The following is a 16,859-nucleotide window of genomic DNA, read 5'->3' on the forward strand; positions in this document are numbered from 1 at the left end:
CCTGCTGCAAACCGATGGGAGGCCCTATGGCCAACCTTCTGAACTGGCACCGCCTTGCGGCCAAGGCCCAGGCGCTCAGCCGATCCGCTTATGAGGCCCTGCGGCGCCCGACCTCGATGGGGCGGGCGAAACAGGATGCCCAGTCCATATTCGACCATCTGACCGATATGGGTTTCCACAAATCCGGCCGGGATCGTCACGAAAAGCAGGGGGATGGTAAGGCATAGGCGCAGCCCTTGCCGAGGCCTTAAGCAACAGCCTTAGACAACAAAGGCAAGAACTTAACGGCATCTCGGGCGTTTCTGCGAAGAGCACGGCGGCTCCTGCCATCAGCGGAGCGCCATACCGCCAGACCCGGTCCGGCGCGGGATCGCAGAGAGAATGAAGGTTGACGCATGCCCAAATCCAGCTCCTCCAAGGCGCCGCGCCGGACGCGGGCAATGACCGGCTTCTCCGCCCTGATGCCTGGAATTTTGATGGCCGCAGGCACGGCGCAGGCGCAGGTGGCCACCGATGCAAGGCTCTCGATCCCCGAGGCCTTGTCGCGCGATGCGGGCACGGCGCTGTCGCTGGTGACGCGACAGCTGGCCATGCCCTTTACCGACGCTTTTGGCTTTCCATTGCTGGTGGCGCTGTTGGGTGTGGCTCTGGTTCTGGCATGGCCGTTCCGGCTCTGGGTGCTGCGGCGACTTGGCAGGATGCTGGAGGCCGCCTCGCTTGAGGAAAGGCTGGCGATCACCCTGAGGGCGGTGGGCACGGTGGTGATCTCCACGCTGCTGTGGGTGCTGGCCGGGCAGATTGCTCTGGCCGCTCTGGAGCTGACGCTGACGCTGCTGCCTGAAACGCAAGTGCTGGCCCATGCGCTGGCGGTGGCGATCGGCATGGCGGGGCTGGGCTTGGGCGTGGGACGGGCTCTGCGCTCGCCCGAGAACAAGGCGCTGAGGCCGCTGCCGCTGCCGCCGGGGCTGGGCCATGCGATCGGCTTCTATCCTTTTGCCGCCGCGCTCATGCTGGGCCTGACGCATGTGACCGACCAGCTGGCGCAACTGCTGCATGCCGCACAGACGAGCTGGATCATGGCTCAGGGCGTGATCCTGCTGATCGAGACCATCGTCATCGCCCGTTTCCTGATCCAGGCGGGCCATGCGCGGGAAAGGCAGGCGGAGGCCACGCCCGACGGCGCAGCCGCACCCGCCGTTCCCGCCATCTTCGGCATGACGGCGCTGGTCTGGGTGGCGCTGGCGGTGGGCTTCGGCGCCTTTGTGCTGGGCCACACCCGCTTTGCCATGCTGGTGCTTCAGGAGCTGCTATGGGCCGGGCTGGTGCTGACCATCGCCTGGTTGCTGACGCGCTTTTTCGACGCCTTGCTCTCCCAACTGTTCGACACCAATCGCATGGTCGGGCGCTTTGCCACCGGTGTGGTCGGGGTGAAGCGCGCCCGCATCAAGCAACTGGCCCTGCTGGGCAGCGCCTTGCTGACCGTGATCGTCTGGCTCTTTGCGATCGGTCTGGTCACTGCGCCGCTGCATGGCGATCAGGCGGTGGTGGTGGACCAGCTGCGGCCCGCGCCCTTGCTGAGTTCCGTGCATTCGCTCCATTTGTCGCCCGGCACGGTGGGCATGGCGGTGCTGGTGCTGATCGTCGGCGTGGCGCTGACGCGGATCATGCGCGGCTGGCTGGAAAACCGCTTCCTGCCCTCCACCTCGCTGGACATCGGCGTGCGCACCTCGCTGGTGACGGGGCTGAGCTATGTGGGCATCATCATCGCCTTGCTGAGCGCCACCAGCACGCTGGGCCTGCAGCTGGAAAAGATCACGCTGATTGCCAGCGCCCTGTCGGTGGGGATCGGTTTTGGTCTGCAGTCGATCATCCAGAATTTCGTATCAGGCGTGATCCTGCTGATCGAGCGCCCGGTGAAGCAGGGTGACTGGGTCGCGGTTTCCGGCGCCGAGGGCACCATTCGCCGCATCCGCGTGCGCGCCACCGAACTGGCGACGGCGGATGGCGGTACGGCCATTGTGCCGAACTCGTCGTTTATTTCCTCTCAGGTGAGCAACAAGCCGGATACGCTGATGTCCTCCCGCCTTGATCTGCCGCTGACCGTCGCTGGCTGCCCGTCAGCGACGGAGGCTCGCGACGCGGTGCTGGATCTGTGCAAGGACGCCAAAGGTCTGCGTGAGGAGCCCGCGCCGCATTTGTACCTGACCACGCTGGGTGATGGGGAGTGGACCTTCAACCTGAGGGTCTATGCCAAGCCGGGGACTTCGGTCACGCAGGCCAAGAGCGACTTGCTCTTTACGTTGAGCGCTCATGCAGAAGGCCGGGGCATCAAGATCAAATCGAGTTAGGAAGTTTGGGAAAAGATGCCTCCGGCGGGCAAAGGACCTTAAGTGTGCGCTTGTCGCGCGCGACAAGCGATGGCGCCCTTGGCAATCCCTTTATTTTCGATCTTGGCGCTGGATATGCGGGATCGGTTCGGGTTGGTTTGGAAGCTTTTGAAGGTTGCTTCGCTGCGCGGGAAGGGCGGGTAAGTTAGGATTAGCTGCCGCCCTTCTTTCGATTTACGACCCAGTTTACTGCCAAACGCATACCGAGGCCTGCTAGGGCAGCTATCAGAATGGCTGGTATGAAGAGTTGCCAAATTAAGCCATGATTACAGGGCTCTTCTGGCACACAGTCGCCTAATGCACTCACAAGCAACGAAAAAGCCAAAAGCGGGGCGCCGATCAGCGCGGAGGTCAAGCAGCCCCAAAAGCTACCGGGCGTCCTGCTCCCTTTGTATTCATAACCGCTCATTCAATCTGTTTAGCGCTGATTGGCAACGTCCGCTACGTTTGTCGTGTCCGGAACGGCAGATGTCGAAAGCTGGCACCGAAAAAGCTGCCTTCGCATGCCGTGCCCGAATGAGGCCATCCGACCTAGCGCAGCCCGGCCAGCTCCGCACGGTAATGCTGGACCAGATCCTGATCTGCCTCGCTGCCATAGCGGGCAAGGAACGCCTGCAAAGCCTCACGATATTCGGCCTTGAAGGCGGCATTGTGCGGGCTGGCCGCCAGTTGATTTGCAGCGCGATCGACAGGGATGCGCGCATCAGCCACCAGCAGCCGTTTCCCGAAAGGGGATTCATCGCGCATCACCGCGACATTCCGCTCGAAACCCGGCACATATTTGACCACGAAGCGCTCGCCCGTTGGCGGCACGTCGATTTCATTGCGCGGCGGGTAGAGGCTGATCGACATGGTGTCGAAGCCAGTTTTCACATCGCGGCCATCGGCAGTGGTGATCACGGCATCATAAGCCCAGACCGGCTGGTCGTTGAGCTGCGAACTGGTTTCCCGGGCGCTGGTCACCACGCCGGAGCCGCGCACTCCGAAGGCATTCACAAAAACCGCATTGACCGAAGATCCCAGAAAGACATTCAGCATCGCGGCAACAAAACCGAAGATGCCCAGAGACAGCCACCCGGGCCGCTTGGTCAGCCTTGCCAGCAGCGCCCCGACCCCCAGCCAGAACAGCACGATCAGCGGCAAGGCCAGAACCGAATGCTGGCTGAGAAAGTAGAAGATCGCAGAGAGTGCGGCCATCTCAATCACCCTTTCCGGCTCAGATTATTGACCCTTGGCGGGTGCCGTCACCCTTTCCAGCGATGTATCCGTCACGGCAGGCGCTTCCTGCCAGCCCCCGCCCAGCGCCATGAACAGCGCGACCTGATCCTGCGAGACCTGCGCCGTGGCGCTGGCCAGCGAGTTCTCCGCCCCGATCAGCGTGCGCTCGGCATCCAGCGTATCGAGAAACTGCCCGATCCCTCCGGCATAGAGCTTTGCGGTGTTGGCATTGGCGGTGGCGGCATCATCGCGAGCATCCGTCAATTGCCGCTCTGTATCGAGTTGGCGGGCCAGCGTGGTCAGCGCCGTTTCGGTTTCGCGCAAGGCGGTCAGCACGGTGCCGTCGAACTGGGCCAGAGCCCCGCGCGCCGCCGCGTTGGATTGCCGCACCTGAGCGCGCGCGCGGCTGAGGTTGGGGATGTTCCACGAGAGCAGCGGCCCGACGTTCCACTGAAAGCCGCGGTCCTTCACGATATCGGGCAGGCTGGTCGCCGTGGTGCCAAGCGACCCGCCAATGCTGACCGAAGGATAAAGCGCGGCTGTACTCACCCCGATCCCGGCCACCGCCGCAGCCAATTTGCGCTCGGCCTGACGGACATCAGGGCGGCGGGCCAGCAGACCGGCGCCATCGCCGATGGGGATCGGGCTGCGGATCAGCGGCGGCGCGGCGCAGGATGCGACGGCCTCTGGCAGGGTCTCGGGCGCGTCACCGGTCAGCGTGGCCAGCGTGAATAGGCCGCTGCGTTGCTGAGCGACAAGCGCGGGCAGGGCGGCGGCGGTCTGGCGCAGTAGGGTGCGGGCGCGGATCACATCGTTGATCCCGGCGATCCCGGCGTCATAGCGGCGCTGCGTCACCGCCAGCGAATGGCGCGTCACCTCAATGGAGCGGTTGGTCACCGCGATTTGCAGCCCCGCCGAGCAAACCGTGACATAGGCCTTCGCGGTTGCTCCCGCCACATTGACCCGCGCCAGATCGAGCGCCGCCCGCGCCGCGCCCAGATCGGCGCTGCTGACCTCAATCGAGCGCTTCAGCCCGCCGAACAGGTCGAGATTGTAGGAGACGCTCTCCAGCCCCGCATAAGCCGCGCCGGGCGACAGCGCGACCGGCGAACCCTTGGCGTCCCCCGAAGCCTGCCCATACCCGGGATCAAGCGTCAGGTTGGTCTGAGGCGTGCGCGCCGCTTGTGTGCCGCGCAGGGCCGCTTCAGCCTGTTGCAGGCTGGCCAGCGCCACGCGCAGATCGGTGTTATGGGCGAGCGCTTTTTCCTCAAGCCCGTCCAGCAGCGGATCGTCATAGAGCCGCCACCAGCGCGGGGGCAGGGCGGTCTGCCGGTCGTAAGCGGCTTCCTCCCCGGCGGTGAAAGTGCCGGGCGGCGTGCCATGATCCAGCGGCGCCGGGGCGCGATAATTCGGGCCGACGGTGCAGCCGGCCAGCGCCACACTCAGGCCGAGCAGGGGGAGCAGCGCCCTCATGGGTGGCCAGATGCGCGGCTGAGGGGCGCGGTGTTGGGCACCAGCGTCGAATTGGGCGCGGCGCCCGGGGCCACGCGGTCTCGGGTGGGCAGGATGGTGACGGTGGCGGTGCGTCCGGCAACCAGGCGGATATCGGTCGGCACCTGATCGATCACCACACGCACCGGCACGCGCTGCGCCAGCCTGATCCAGCTGAAGGTCGGCGTGATGTTGGGCAGGCGTACATCCGAGGCGTTCTGCTGCCGATCCGTGATGCCCGCCGCAAGGCTGTCGACATGGCCCCAGAGCGGGCGCGCGTCGCCCAGCAGCTCGATCCGCACCTTGTCGCCCAGCGCGAAGCGGTGCAGCTTGGTTTCCTCGAAATAGCCCAGCACATAGAAGCTGTCGGTATCGAGGAGGGCAAATTGCGGGCTGCCCGCGGCGACATAATCGCCCGGCCGCATCGAGAAACCGGTGATATAGCCGTTCACCTTGGCCCGCACTGCCGAGTGATCCATATTGACCTGCGCCAGCCGCAGATTGGCCTGGGCCTGCTTCAGCCCCGCCTGCGCCTGATCGAGCCCGGCCTGCGCCTGTTGCAGCGCGGCCTGATCCTTCTCGACCGTGGTGACGCGGGTGTCGCGTTCTTCCTGACTGACCAGATTGCCGAGGCTGACATAGCGCGCCCTTTCGCGCTGCGCATTGGCCAGCGTGGCCTTGGCGTTGGTGATCGTGGCCCGCGCATTGCCGATGGTGGCCTGAGCGCTGACCACCGCCGCCTCGGCCTGCGCCAGCTGCGCGGCATAGCGCTCCTGATCGACGGTGAAGAGCAGGTCTCCGGCGCGGACGGGCTGGTTGTCATGCACATGGATCTGCGTGACCAGCCCGGCGACATCCGCGCTGACCTGAACCACATCCGCTTGCAGGCTGCCGTCGCGGGTCCATGGATCGTCCTCGTAATGGCGCCAGACAATCACCAGCGCCAGCACCGCTCCGGCAAGCAGCAGGAGGGTGAGCAGCACGCGGCCGAAGGTGGGCAGCAGCCGGGTCATTGGGCCGCTCCCACTGGAACGTCGCGCCCGGTTTGGTTCACGGATCGGCCATCAGGTGTCAGAGCCACGATTGTCCCCAGAAGGATGCAGAAAATGCAGAGTTCAACCAAAGGGCGATGCCAGACAAGCCGGTAAAAGCCCAGCCGCATCAGCAGGATCGAGAGCAGGCCCGTCAGCAGCAGCGCGATCAGCAACTGCGCCACAATGGGCGAGAGAATGACGCCGCCGATCAGAACGTCATGGGCCGTCATGGGATGATTTCTCCGGGTGGCGGGGCTTGTTCGTCATGAAGGGCCAGATGCATGCCGGTGAGCGCCTCGATCAGGCGGCCTCGTGTGGTTTCGGTGAGAAGCGCCGGATTGTCGAGCGCCGCATCCACCAGCTCGCGCAATGCCCCGCCGTCAGACCTGCCTTTCAGCTTGGCGCGATAGGTTTGCTCGGCCTGAACGCGCAGGTCTTGCAGCACCGCACGCATGGCGGGGGAAACGTCTGGTTCGCTGTGGCGCAGGGTGAGCAGATTGATGCCGATGCCGAAATCGTCGATCATCCGCACGCGTGGCAATTGCCCTGCGCCGAAAAGCTGTTCCGCCGCCGGGAAGTAAAGCGCCAGCCGGTCAATGGCGAGAAAGAGGAAACGCTCACGATCCGGAATGCGGCGGCTGCGCGCGATGTCCAGAATGTCGCGCCGCACCGCCAGCAGCAGGCGGCGCGCGGCGAAGCGGGCATGGTCATAGCTGCACAGATAGAGGCAGGCAAAAGCGATCAGCAGCCCCGCCAGCGAGGCGTTGAGCGTCTGTAAACTCTGGTTGAAATCGGCGGCATAGGCGCTCTGCAGCCCAAGGAAGGCGAAGATATAGACGCAGATCAGCATGCCCGCCGTGCTCATTGCCATCATCAGGCCGAAGGGCAGCAGAGCGCAGCCCAGCACTGCGATCAGCACCGGAAAATCGGTGACGCGCGGCAGGATGGCATATTGGTACAGGAAAACGAGGCCGAAGGCGGTGAGTATCCACGTCAGCAGGCCGGTGCTGGATTGCAGGATACGGTCCTGCCCGATCAGAAAAACGCAGCCGATCATGGAAAAGAGCAGCGCGCCGCCGCCCGAACTCCATGCGGTCCAGTACCAGATCGTCGCGGTGAGCCCCATGGAGAGGAGCATCGGGGCGACATCGAAAAACGCGCCGAGATAATCCACGCTGCGCACCGGCTTGGCCTGACGGGCCATCTGATCGAGGCGCGGGGATAGCTTACCCCCCGTTTCGACCGCGCGCAGCGCGAGCGACAAATCCGCCCAGTCCCCCACAAAGGCGGCAAGGCGGGAGAGCAGCCCGCGCTCCGTTGCAAGGGTAAGGCCCCCGGCGGGATCGAGCGCATCATGCCGGGCATTCAGGGCGGCAATCAGCGCTTCGCCTTCCGCCGCATGGGCCTCGGTCCGGTCATCGGGTTGATCGGGCGAGGCCTCAACCCAGCGGCTGACCTGTTCCAGCGCCTCGCCCAGATCGGTGTGCAGGGTCTGATCGTGGCGCAGGGCGCGGGCCCAGATCTCCACGCCCGCCAGATCGGCGATCAGCTCCACCACTTGCCGCCGCACCAGATTGAGCTGCCGCCCGCGCGGCGCCATGGCGATCACGTCGAAGGGTAGTTGCACCGCCTTGGCATCGATCACGCCAACGGCCTTGGTCATATCGCGCAGGCCCTGCCGCAGCACCTGGCGGCGATCCTCATCGCTGGACTGGGCGGCGGTCAGGCTCAGCGCATCGACCAGCCAGCTCCGTGCCTGCCCGCGCCAGTCGGCCATGGTCTTGAGGAAATCGGGCGTCATCGGGCGGGGCCAGAACACGCTGTCGACCGCCGCAATGGCCAGAATTCCCAGCGAAATCTCGCCCATGCGCGCCGTGGCATAATCGAAGACATTGGTGGGCTGCATCAGATTGGTGAGGCCCACCACACCCGCCGTGATGCCGCCCGAAAACCATAGATAATTGGCGGGCGTCCGGTCCGTCTGGCGCAGAAAGGTGGCGCCGGTGATGATCAGGATGGTGACCGACACCAGCACGCCCAGCTGGTCGCCCAGCAGAGCGGTCACCCCCATCATCACCATGCCGCCGCCGATGGTGCCCAGAAAACGGAACAGCGCTTTGGAGCGGATCGCGCCGCTCTCTGGCGGGGTCAGCACGATGTAGACCGTCAGCACGGCCCAATAGGGATTTTCGAGGTTCTGGCTGAAACCCACGATCAGCGCCAGAGCCGTGGCGAGATAGGCTTTGGCGGAAAAGACCAGATCCCGCAGCGTCGGCACGCGCAGGGAATCATACACGCCGCGCAGGCTGAGAGGGGGAGCCGCCATGTGCTTTGGGGTAAGGAGATTGGATGTTCAGAGCAAGGGTTTAGGTGCGGGTTTGAAGGAAGGACAAGGCGAGGGTGGAGTCTATTGTTGGTCGCATGTCTCAGGAGACATGCTTCGGACCCTCGCGCTCCCGGAACGTCTTGCGACGATAAGGCCGTGATGACCGATCCTTAAGCCCGCTCTCTCCACCTGCGCGACCTGTGGCGCCGCAGGCTTTGAGATAGGCGGTGCTATGAAAACGTGCCTGACCAACAGGTTGTTCGCAACGAAAACAGTCAAGGGAGCGCGAGGGTCATGACCCTCGCATTGTCTTTTCCATCTTGTGCTTCAGGTCAAAGCGCGATCCAGATGGGTGTAACCGCCATCAGGCACGATCCACTGACCGGTCGTATGCGAGGATCGCGCCGAGAGCAGAAAGACCACCATATCGGCGATTTCCCGCGCATCGGTCATGCGATGGCCCAGAGGGATTTTCGCCGTGATGGTTTCAAGCCTGGCTTCTGGATCATCGAAAGTATCGAGCCATGTCTGGTAAAGCGGCGTCATCACCTCGGCGGGCAGCACGGCATTGACCCTGATCCCGTCGGCCAGCAGCGCGGCGGCCCATTCGCGGGTCAGCCCGAGTTGCGCCGCCTTGGCCGCGACATAGCCGCTGGTGCCGCCTTGCCCCGTCAGCGCCGTTTTGGAGGAGATGTTGACGATGGCCCCCCGGCTCTCGCGCAGATGGGGCAGGCAGTGGTGAACCATGCCATAGTAATGCGCCAGATTGGCCTGCACCGAGGCTGCGAAGGCCTGCGTGCCCTTGTCCAGACCCACGCCGTCATTGGTTCCCGCATTGTTAACCAGACCATGGACACCCCGGCCCTGCGCGGCGATCTGCGCGATGGCCGCTTCGCAGGCGGCATCATCTGTCACATCGGCCTGGATAAAGATCAGATCGGGTTGCAGGGCGCGCAAGCTTGCCTCGAACGCCGGCTGCAAAGGGCTGCGCCCGATGATGGCGGGGATGGCGCCCTCTTCGGCCAGCACGGTGGAGATCGCTCCGCCGATCCCCGCCCCGCCGCCGGTGACGATCACAACCTTGCCCTCAAGCCCCAGATTCATGCTTTCATCCTGTAATCGCGCAAAGTTTCCGGTCGCATCTCGATCGAAAAGCCCGGCGCTTCGGGTGCCACATAAGCGGCATCGCGGATCACGCAAGGATCGAGGAAATGCTCATGCAGATGATCGACATATTCGGCCACACGCCCCTCCTGCGTTCCAGAAAAACACAGGTAATCGATCATCGAGAGATGTTGCACATATTCGCACAGTCCCACACCGCCCGCATGGGGGCAAACCGGCAAATCAAACTTCGCCGCCAGCAGCAGCACGGCCAGAATTTCATTCACCCCGCCGATGCGGCAGGCGTCGATCTGCACCACATCGATGCCGCCCGCCATCATGAATTGTTTGAAGAGAATGCGGTTCTGGCACATTTCGCCGGTCGCCACCTTCACCTCGCCAATGTTCTGGCGGATGCGGGCATGGCCCAGCACATCGTCAGGGCTGGTGGGTTCCTCGATAAACCACGGCTTGGCGAAGGCGAGGGCGTTGACCCATTCAATGGCCTGATCGACCTCCCACACCTGATTGGCATCGATCATCAGCTTGCGGTCCGGGCCGATCACCTCACGGGCAATGCGCAGGCGGCGGATATCGTCCTCCAGATCGCGGCCGACCTTCAGCTTCACATGGGTAAAGCCTTCATCGACGGCCTCCTGAGCCAGACGGCGCAGCTTGTCGTCGGAATAGCCCAGCCAGCCCGCGCTGGTGGTGTAGCAGGGGTAGCCGGTGCGGCGCAGTTGCGCGATGCGCTCGGTCTTGCCTTCAGCCCACCGTGTCAGAAGCTCCAGCGCTTCCTCGGGCGTGATGGCATCGGTGAGGTAACGGAAGTCGATGGCGCGCACCAGCTCCTCGGGGCTCATCTCGGCGACCAGTTGCCACACCGGCTTGCCTGCCGACTTGGCCCACAGGTCCCACACCGCATTGACCACCGCGCCGGTCGCCAGATGGATGGCGCCCTTGTCCGGGCCGATCCAGCGCAATTGGCTGTCGCCGGTGATATGGCGCCAGAAACGGCCCGGGTCCTGCGCGATCCACGCCAGATCGAGGCCCACCACCAGGGGGCGAAGCGCCTCGATGGCGGCGACGCAGATCTCATTGCCGCGCCCGATGGTGAAGGTCAGGCCATGCCCCTCCAGCCCCGGCTGATCGGTGGCGAGAATGACATAGGCTGCCGAATAATCGGGATCGGGGTTCATCGCATCCGATCCGTCGAGGCTTTCGCTGGTGGGGAAACGGATATCCAGTGTCGTCAGGCCAGTGATCGTCACCATCACATCACCGTCCATCCGCCGTCGATGACGGCTGTGGTGCCCGTGGTGAAGCGGCTTTCGTCCGAGGCGAGATGGACAGCCAGCGCGGCGATTTCGGAGGTCTGCCCCAGACGCCCCACCGGCTGGCGGGCGCTGAACTGGGCGTGGCTTTCCTCAAAGCTGATGCCCGTCGCTTCGGCATGGGCGCGCACGCGGGCCAGCAGCGACGGGCTCTCCACCGTGCCGGGACAGATCGCATTGCAGCGAATGCCCTGAGCCACGAAATCGGCGGCGACCGATTTGGTCAGCCCGATGATCGCGGCCTTGCTGGCGCCATAGGCAAAGCGGCCCGGCACGCCGATCAGCGAAGAGGCCACCGAGGCGACATTGACGATCGACCCGCCGCCGCTCGCGATCATGCCGGGCAGATAGAGCTTGATCAGCCGGAACATGGCCGTGGCATTGAGCGCGAAGGAGCGATCCCAATCCTCCTCGCTGCAGTCCAGCACCGAGCCGACCGCGACCATTCCCGCCCCGTTGAACAGGACATCGACAGGACCGGTGGCCTCGACAAGCTGGCCCAGTGCGGCGGCATCCAGCAGATTGGTGGTATGAGTGGTGACGCCGCTCAGCGTGGCCAGCCCGGCTGCGTCGAGATCGACGGCGTGAACCGTTGCGCCCTCGGCATGGAACGCTTCGGCCACGGCGCGACCGATCCCGGCGGCGGCAGCCGTCACAACGGCGGTTTTTCCTTTCAGTCTCACAATGCTAATCCTGTTCTTAGGCCTGATGGAGTGCCGGGCCGACAAGGCGGGCAGGGTGCCCGGGGGCGATATCGATCTCGATGCTGGCGGTGCCCGCCATGATGCGGCGGCGACCGGGCAGGGTGGTGCGGATGGTGGCGCTGTCGAGCTGGCCGTCGCGCCATGTCACATCGACAAGGCAGCAGCCGCGTGCGCGCAGGCCCCGGATCGAGCCTGACGGCCAGGCCTTGGGCAAAGCGGGCAGCAGGCGGATCTCATCGCCGTTGCTCTGCATCAGCATCTCGGTCATGCCTGAGGCGCCACCGAAATTGCCGTCGATCTGGAAGGGGGGATGGGCGTCGAACATGTTGGGATAGGTGCGTTCCGGCCCCAGCAGAAAGCGCAGGATGCTGTGGGCATGATCGCCCTGACCCAGCCGCGCCCAGAGGTTGATGCGCCATGCCGTGGCCCAGCCGGTGGCGCGGTCGCCCCGGATATCCAGCGATCTTGCGGCGGCAGCGGCCAGATCGGGCGTCTTGTGGACATCGATCTGATGGCTGGGGAACAGCGCATAGAGATGGCTGACATGGCGATGGTGGATTTCCGGGGCGTCCATGTCCCAATCCTCCTGCCATTCCTGCAACTGGCCGGCCTTGCCGATCTTGCTGGGGGCCAGTCTGGCGCGGGTTGCTTGCAGCTGTGCGGAAAATTCGCTGTCCAGCCCAAGGATCGCAGCGGCCTGTGCGGTCTGGTCGAAAAGATCGCGAAGGATTTCCATATCCATCGACGGCCCCGCACACAGCGAAGACCCATGCCCATGGTTGTTTTCCGGCGACATCGACGGGTTGGTGACCAGAAAGCCCGAACGCGGGTCCTTCACCAGAACATCCAGAAAGAACGCGCAAGCGCCTTTCAGCAGCGGATAGACCGAGGCGAGATAGGCCTTGTCGCGCCCATAGTCGTAATGGTCCCACAGATGGGTGCAGAGCCAGGCTCCGCCCATCGGCCACATGCCGTAACGGGCGCCATCGATGGGCGCCGTCGCACGCCACAGATCGGTGTTGTGATGGGTGACCCAGCCGCGCGCGCCATACATCTCGCGCGCGGTCACCGCGCCGGTGATGGCGATCTCGCGCACCAGCGCCACCAGCGGCTGCACGCATTCGGCCAGATTGGTCGGTTCGGCGGGCCAGTAGTTCATCTGCGTGTTGATGTTGATGGTGTATTTCGATCCCCATGGCGGGTCGAGGCTGTCGTTCCACAGGCCTTGCAAGGTGGCGGCCTGCCCTCCGGCGCGTGAGGAGGAGATCAGCAGATAGCGCCCATATTGGAAATAGAGCGCCGCCAGTGCCGGATCATCGGAGCTTTCCGAAAGGCGGATACGCGCATCGGTGGGCTGCGCGGCAGCAGGGCTGGTGCCGAAATCCACCGCCACCCGGCGAAACAGCGTCTGGTGATCCGCCGAGGCATCCCGGGCAATGCGCTCGAAACCGCGCGCGGTGGCCGCAGAGATCTGCTGGCTGGTGATGGCGGAGGGATCGCCGTCGACCTTGTCGAAGCGCTGATAGCTGGTGGCCATGGCGACCAGCAACACGACTTCGTTCGCCCCGCGCATGGTCAGTCTGCCATCGGCTGTGGCGATATGGCCGCCTTGGGTGATGGCCTTCAGGCGAGCCTCGAAACGCAGCACGCCGGGGATGCCGTTGCTCTGGGCGTTGCGGCCTGACAGGACAATGCTGTCATGACCCTCTGCATGGCAGGTGGCATCTGTTTGCGGCGAGCCCAGCCCGCAATCGAGATCGATGCGGCCCGGTCCCTGCGCGGTCAGGCGGATGGCAATCACCTGATCGGGGAAGGAGGCCAGCACCTCGCGCCTGTACTGCGTGCCCTTATGGGTGAAGCGCGTGGTGGCGACGGCTGTATCCAGATCGAGGTCGCGCCGATAGTCGCTGGCCTGCGCATCTTCCAGACCGGGCATGTCCAGCAGCAGATTGCCAAGCGCCTGATAGGCGCATTGCCGCTTGGGCGTGCCCAGCAGATCGCTTTCGGCCAGCCTTTCGGCTTCCTCGTAACGGCCTTCGAAGATCAGCTGGCGGACATGGGGCAGGGCGGCTTTTGCAGCCGGATTGACCGGATTGTAGGGTCCGCCAGCCCAGAGCGTGCTTTCATTGAGCTGGATACGCTCCTTGCCCAGTCCACCAAAGACCATGGCTCCCAGACGGCCATTGCCGACCGGCAGCGCCTCGGTCCAGACCTTGGCGGGGGCCTGATACCACAGCAGGTTCGGGCCATGGACAGGCGTTGCCGACCAGCCCGGATCAGGCGCGAAATGCAAGGCCGTCAGCGCCGCAGAGGCCCCGCCGATGGCCTGACGGCGGGTGAGGGAGAGGGTCTTGTCTCTCACGCCCGGGGCTTTGCAGGATGGAGGGCGCCGAGGGAGATCGCATGCCGTGTTACGGGCCTTTGCTTGTCAGCTGACATGGCTCTCCATCCTGTTGCGCCAGCGCCTCTCGCGCTGATTCCTATGGGTTCAAGAGATCATGTTTCCATCATATGTGAAAGCAATTTTTATATCTAAATTGCCTGAAACTGGAAATTGCGGAAGCGCGCCTCGCCCTTGCCCGATGCGTAAAGCCCGGGGCGCAGCATCAGAAAGCCGCCGCGCACATTGTGATGATAGCCCGAAACCTCCATGCCGCGATCAAAGCGGGTCCAGCTTTTGCCGCCATCGCCGCTCAGGTCATAGGTGACGATATGGCGGTCGTTGGTGAGGCGCATCCGCAAGGCCCTGCCGAAGGGATTGCGGGGATGCCCGCGTTCGGCGCCATATTGATGGGTCATGAAATTGCTCTGGGTAAAGCCGAGGCCCGCATAGAGCATTTCGTCGTAGAACAGCAGCAGGCCGGCCATGGTGCCCTCATCGATCTCGATATCGCATTCGAAGCGATAGGCCTGATCACCCGCCACCAGCAGCAAAGGTGAGGAATCATGGGGCGCATGGCCCGATGCCGTCAGATGCAGCGTGCCCGCTTGTACCTGCGCTCGCTGCGCCTCCTGAGGCGAGGGTTTGAAGAAATTCCATTTCGAACCCAGCTTCAATGTCGCGAAATCATCGGACATCTTCTGCCCATGCAGCACGGCATTGCCGCCACGCGGCTTGGCGATGGGTCTGGACAGATCGCCTCCGGTCATGCGGAACCAGCCGTCCGCAGTCCATGCCACCGGATCGAGCAGGGCCTGCCGCCCCAGCGTATAGTAACCGTTCTCGTAACCATGATAGACCGACCACCACGCCCCATCCGGCGCCTCGATCAGCGAGGCATGGCCGCGTGACCACCATCGCTCGTTCACGCTGGTGGTGCGCACGATGGGGTTATGCGGGCAATTCTCCCATGGCCCGTTGATCGAGCGCGACCTTGCCGCGATCACCATATGGCCGGTGGGCGGCCCGGCGGTGCCGCCCACGGCGGTGACCAGATAGAAATAGGGCCCGCGCTTGAAGACCTTGGGGCCTTCGGGCGAAAAGCCCTCCACCACCCAGTCCTGCGGATAATGCCATGGATCATAGACATGTTCGACCGGTCCGGCCTTGGACAGGCCATCGGCGCTGAGGCGGATGCGGTCACCGCCTGAGAGGAACAGCCAGCGCGATCCATCCTCACCCACCACATGGCAGGGGTCGATATGGTCGGGCATGTGGAGGTCGACGGGATCGCTCCACGGGCCCTCGATATGGTCGGCCCAGATGACGAAGATCGAGTTGGGGCTGCTCTTGACCGGGATGTAGAGGAAATAGCGGCCATCATGCCTGGCCAGCGACACCGCCCAGACCGAGCCGATGTTCTTGTTCAAAGCTGCCGTCAGCGGGCGCCAGTTCACCAGATCGCGCGAATGCCAGATGGTGAGGCCGGGATAGGAATCGAAGCTGGAGAAGGTCATGTAATAATCTTGGCCATCCTTCAGAATGGCCGGATCGGGATGATCGCCCGACAGGATCGGGTTCAGAAAGCTGCCATTGCCCAGATCGGCGATCCGCTGCTCATCAAGGCCGCGCCGCCATGGGAAGGTTTCGGGCGCGACGCCGGGCGCGCCAGCCGAGACGGCTTTGGCCTGCGTGGAAAGGCTGGCGATCATGGTGGCGCTGGCACCGGCTTCGAGCAGCGTGCGTCGTGTCAGATCGGGCATGGTCAGGCGTCTCTCCACTTTTGATTTGCGATAGTTGCTTTCATCTGTAAAATCTATCGTCAAGGTAACCGGTGGACAATTGGCATGAAAGCGATCATCTGCGAAGAGCCTTTCAAGCTGGCCATCGAGGAACGCCCTGTGCCCCATGCCGGGCCCGGTGAGGCGCTGGTGCGGATCTGCCGGGTCGGGCTCTGCGGCACCGATTATCATATCTTCAAGGGCAACCAGCCTTTCCTCGCCTACCCCCGGGTGATGGGGCATGAATTGGCCGGTGAGATCGTGGAGGCGCCGAAGGAAAGCGGGCTGACGCCGGGCGATCGCGTCACCATCAACCCCTATCTGCCCTGCGGTGACTGCAAGGCTTGCCGTTTGGGCAAGCCCAATTGCTGCTGCGCGATCCGGGTGCTGGGCGTCCATATGGATGGCGGGATGAGCGAGATCATCGCCGTGCCGCTCTCCGCCGTGATCGCTGTGCCGGGGCTGGCGCTCGATCAGGCCGCGATGGTGGAGTTTCTGGCCGTGGGCGCTCACGCGGTCCGCCGTGGCATGGTGCGCGCCGGGGAGACGGTGCTGGTGGTTGGCGCGGGCCCGATCGGCGTGGGGGTGGCTTTGTTTGCGCGGATTGCCGGGGCACGGGTGCTGCTGGCTGACACCAGCGCGCAGCGCCTGGCTCATGCGCGTGATCGCATCGGTGCGGCGCCCACCTGTCTGGTTGGCGAGCATCTCGCCGCAGATCTGGCGGAGTGGACGGGCGGGGATTTCTTCGATTGCGTTTTCGATGCCACCGGCAACAGCTCCGCCATCGAGCAGGGCTTCAACTGGGTTGCCCATGGCGGGCGTTATGTGCTGGTCAGCGTGGTCAAGGACCGGATCCGTTTCAGCGACCCCGAATTCCATAAACGCGAGATGATGCTGATCGGCAGCCGCAATGCCCTGCGTGAGGATTTTGAGCAGGTGATCGCCTGCATGATGGACGGATCGCTGCCCTCCGCTGACCTGCATACGCATAGTTTTGAACTGAAAAATCTGGAAAATGACATGCCGAACTTGCTGGCAATGCAGGGCTCGGTGATGAAGGCTATCGGACGTTTCTGATCTCGGGCGATCCGCAAAAGCGG

General features: G+C 64.0%; 13 protein-coding genes. 3 read left to right on the forward strand and 10 right to left on the reverse strand.

The features are described 5' to 3' along the window. The first annotated feature begins 26 nt into the window (after positions 1 to 26). Together HGK27_RS07040 and HGK27_RS07045 are read left to right on the forward strand one after the other, a co-directional pair. Positions 27 to 227, forward strand: coding sequence for a hypothetical protein (locus HGK27_RS07040; protein WP_206239879.1), 201 nt, complete (start codon positions 27 to 29; stop codon positions 225 to 227). A 168-nt stretch (positions 228 to 395) separates the two neighbouring features. Continuing rightward, the gene (locus HGK27_RS07045) at positions 396 to 2,348 is read left to right on the forward strand and encodes a mechanosensitive ion channel family protein (protein ID WP_206239880.1); all 1,953 of its coding nucleotides are present in this window, start codon (positions 396 to 398) and stop codon (positions 2,346 to 2,348) included. A gap of 570 nt (positions 2,349 to 2,918) precedes the next feature. Here the strand turns inward: HGK27_RS07045 and HGK27_RS07050 are convergent. From HGK27_RS07050 to HGK27_RS07095, 10 genes are all read right to left on the reverse strand, one after another. Continuing rightward, positions 2,919 to 3,584, reverse strand: a complete 666-nt coding sequence (locus tag HGK27_RS07050; RefSeq protein ID WP_206239881.1) for a hypothetical protein — start codon at positions 3,582 to 3,584, stop codon at positions 2,919 to 2,921. Between the two features lie 24 nt (positions 3,585 to 3,608). Next, the gene (locus HGK27_RS07055; protein WP_206239882.1) at positions 3,609 to 5,078 is read right to left on the reverse strand and encodes an efflux transporter outer membrane subunit; all 1,470 of its coding nucleotides are present in this window, start codon (positions 5,076 to 5,078) and stop codon (positions 3,609 to 3,611) included. Further along, positions 5,075 to 6,109, reverse strand: coding sequence for a biotin/lipoyl-binding protein (locus HGK27_RS07060; RefSeq protein WP_206239883.1), 1,035 nt, complete (start codon positions 6,107 to 6,109; stop codon positions 5,075 to 5,077). Before HGK27_RS07060 ends, HGK27_RS07055 begins: the two co-directional genes overlap by 4 nt. After that, a complete protein-coding gene (locus HGK27_RS07065; protein ID WP_206239884.1) occupies positions 6,106 to 6,360 on the reverse strand; it encodes a DUF1656 domain-containing protein in 255 nt (84 codons plus the stop codon). The genes HGK27_RS07060 and HGK27_RS07065 overlap by 4 nt, the downstream gene beginning before the upstream one ends. Beyond that, the gene (locus HGK27_RS07070) at positions 6,357 to 8,456 is read right to left on the reverse strand and encodes an FUSC family protein (RefSeq protein ID WP_206239885.1); all 2,100 of its coding nucleotides are present in this window, start codon (positions 8,454 to 8,456) and stop codon (positions 6,357 to 6,359) included. Before HGK27_RS07070 ends, HGK27_RS07065 begins: the two co-directional genes overlap by 4 nt. 327 nt (positions 8,457 to 8,783) lie before the next feature. After that, a complete protein-coding gene (locus HGK27_RS07075; protein ID WP_206239886.1) occupies positions 8,784 to 9,560 on the reverse strand; it encodes an L-fucose dehydrogenase in 777 nt (258 codons plus the stop codon). Then, entirely contained in the window at positions 9,557 to 10,834 is a 1,278-nt protein-coding gene (locus tag HGK27_RS07080; protein ID WP_206239887.1) for an L-fuconate dehydratase, read from the reverse strand. Before HGK27_RS07080 ends, HGK27_RS07075 begins: the two co-directional genes overlap by 4 nt. Further along, a complete protein-coding gene (locus HGK27_RS07085) occupies positions 10,834 to 11,577 on the reverse strand; it encodes an SDR family oxidoreductase (RefSeq protein ID WP_322099020.1) in 744 nt (247 codons plus the stop codon). The genes HGK27_RS07080 and HGK27_RS07085 overlap by 1 nt, the downstream gene beginning before the upstream one ends. 16 nt (positions 11,578 to 11,593) lie before the next feature. Next, positions 11,594 to 13,960, reverse strand: coding sequence for a glycoside hydrolase family 95 protein (locus HGK27_RS07090; RefSeq protein ID WP_241126904.1), 2,367 nt, complete (start codon positions 13,958 to 13,960; stop codon positions 11,594 to 11,596). Positions 13,961 to 14,130: 170 nt separating this feature from the next. Then, positions 14,131 to 15,741 carry a family 43 glycosylhydrolase gene (locus HGK27_RS07095; protein WP_206239888.1) on the reverse strand — a complete coding sequence of 537 codons (1,611 nt, stop codon included), beginning with the start codon at positions 15,739 to 15,741 and terminating at the stop codon, positions 14,131 to 14,133. A gap of 84 nt (positions 15,742 to 15,825) precedes the next feature. Here HGK27_RS07095 and HGK27_RS07100 point away from each other — a divergent pair, with 84 nt between their 5' ends. Next, positions 15,826 to 16,836 carry a zinc-binding alcohol dehydrogenase family protein gene (locus HGK27_RS07100; protein ID WP_206239889.1) on the forward strand — a complete coding sequence of 337 codons (1,011 nt, stop codon included), beginning with the start codon at positions 15,826 to 15,828 and terminating at the stop codon, positions 16,834 to 16,836. Positions 16,837 to 16,859: the final 23 nt, after the last annotated feature.

Source organism: Novosphingobium terrae, from assembly GCF_017163935.1.
Taxonomy (GTDB): Bacteria; Pseudomonadota; Alphaproteobacteria; order Sphingomonadales; family Sphingomonadaceae; genus Novosphingobium; species Novosphingobium terrae.

What these genes read in the sequence shown, in the direction of transcription:
- HGK27_RS07080 (WP_206239887.1), bottom strand. Translation starts at nt 10,834, where the DNA reads ATGGTGACGATCACTGGCCTGACGACACTGGATATCCGTTTCCCCACC.
- HGK27_RS07050 (WP_206239881.1), bottom strand. Translation starts at nt 3,584, where the DNA reads ATGGCCGCACTCTCTGCGATCTTCTACTTTCTCAGCCAGCATTCGGTT.
- HGK27_RS07100 (WP_206239889.1), top strand. Translation starts at nt 15,826, where the DNA reads ATGAAAGCGATCATCTGCGAAGAGCCTTTCAAGCTGGCCATCGAGGAA.
- HGK27_RS07040 (WP_206239879.1), top strand. Translation starts at nt 27, where the DNA reads ATGGCCAACCTTCTGAACTGGCACCGCCTTGCGGCCAAGGCCCAGGCG.
- HGK27_RS07070 (WP_206239885.1), bottom strand. Translation starts at nt 8,456, where the DNA reads ATGGCGGCTCCCCCTCTCAGCCTGCGCGGCGTGTATGATTCCCTGCGC.
- HGK27_RS07045 (WP_206239880.1), top strand. Translation starts at nt 396, where the DNA reads ATGCCCAAATCCAGCTCCTCCAAGGCGCCGCGCCGGACGCGGGCAATG.
- HGK27_RS07055 (WP_206239882.1), bottom strand. Translation starts at nt 5,078, where the DNA reads ATGAGGGCGCTGCTCCCCCTGCTCGGCCTGAGTGTGGCGCTGGCCGGC.
- HGK27_RS07065 (WP_206239884.1), bottom strand. Translation starts at nt 6,360, where the DNA reads ATGACGGCCCATGACGTTCTGATCGGCGGCGTCATTCTCTCGCCCATT.
- HGK27_RS07060 (WP_206239883.1), bottom strand. Translation starts at nt 6,109, where the DNA reads ATGACCCGGCTGCTGCCCACCTTCGGCCGCGTGCTGCTCACCCTCCTG.
- HGK27_RS07075 (WP_206239886.1), bottom strand. Translation starts at nt 9,560, where the DNA reads ATGAATCTGGGGCTTGAGGGCAAGGTTGTGATCGTCACCGGCGGCGGG.
- HGK27_RS07095 (WP_206239888.1), bottom strand. Translation starts at nt 15,741, where the DNA reads ATGCCCGATCTGACACGACGCACGCTGCTCGAAGCCGGTGCCAGCGCC.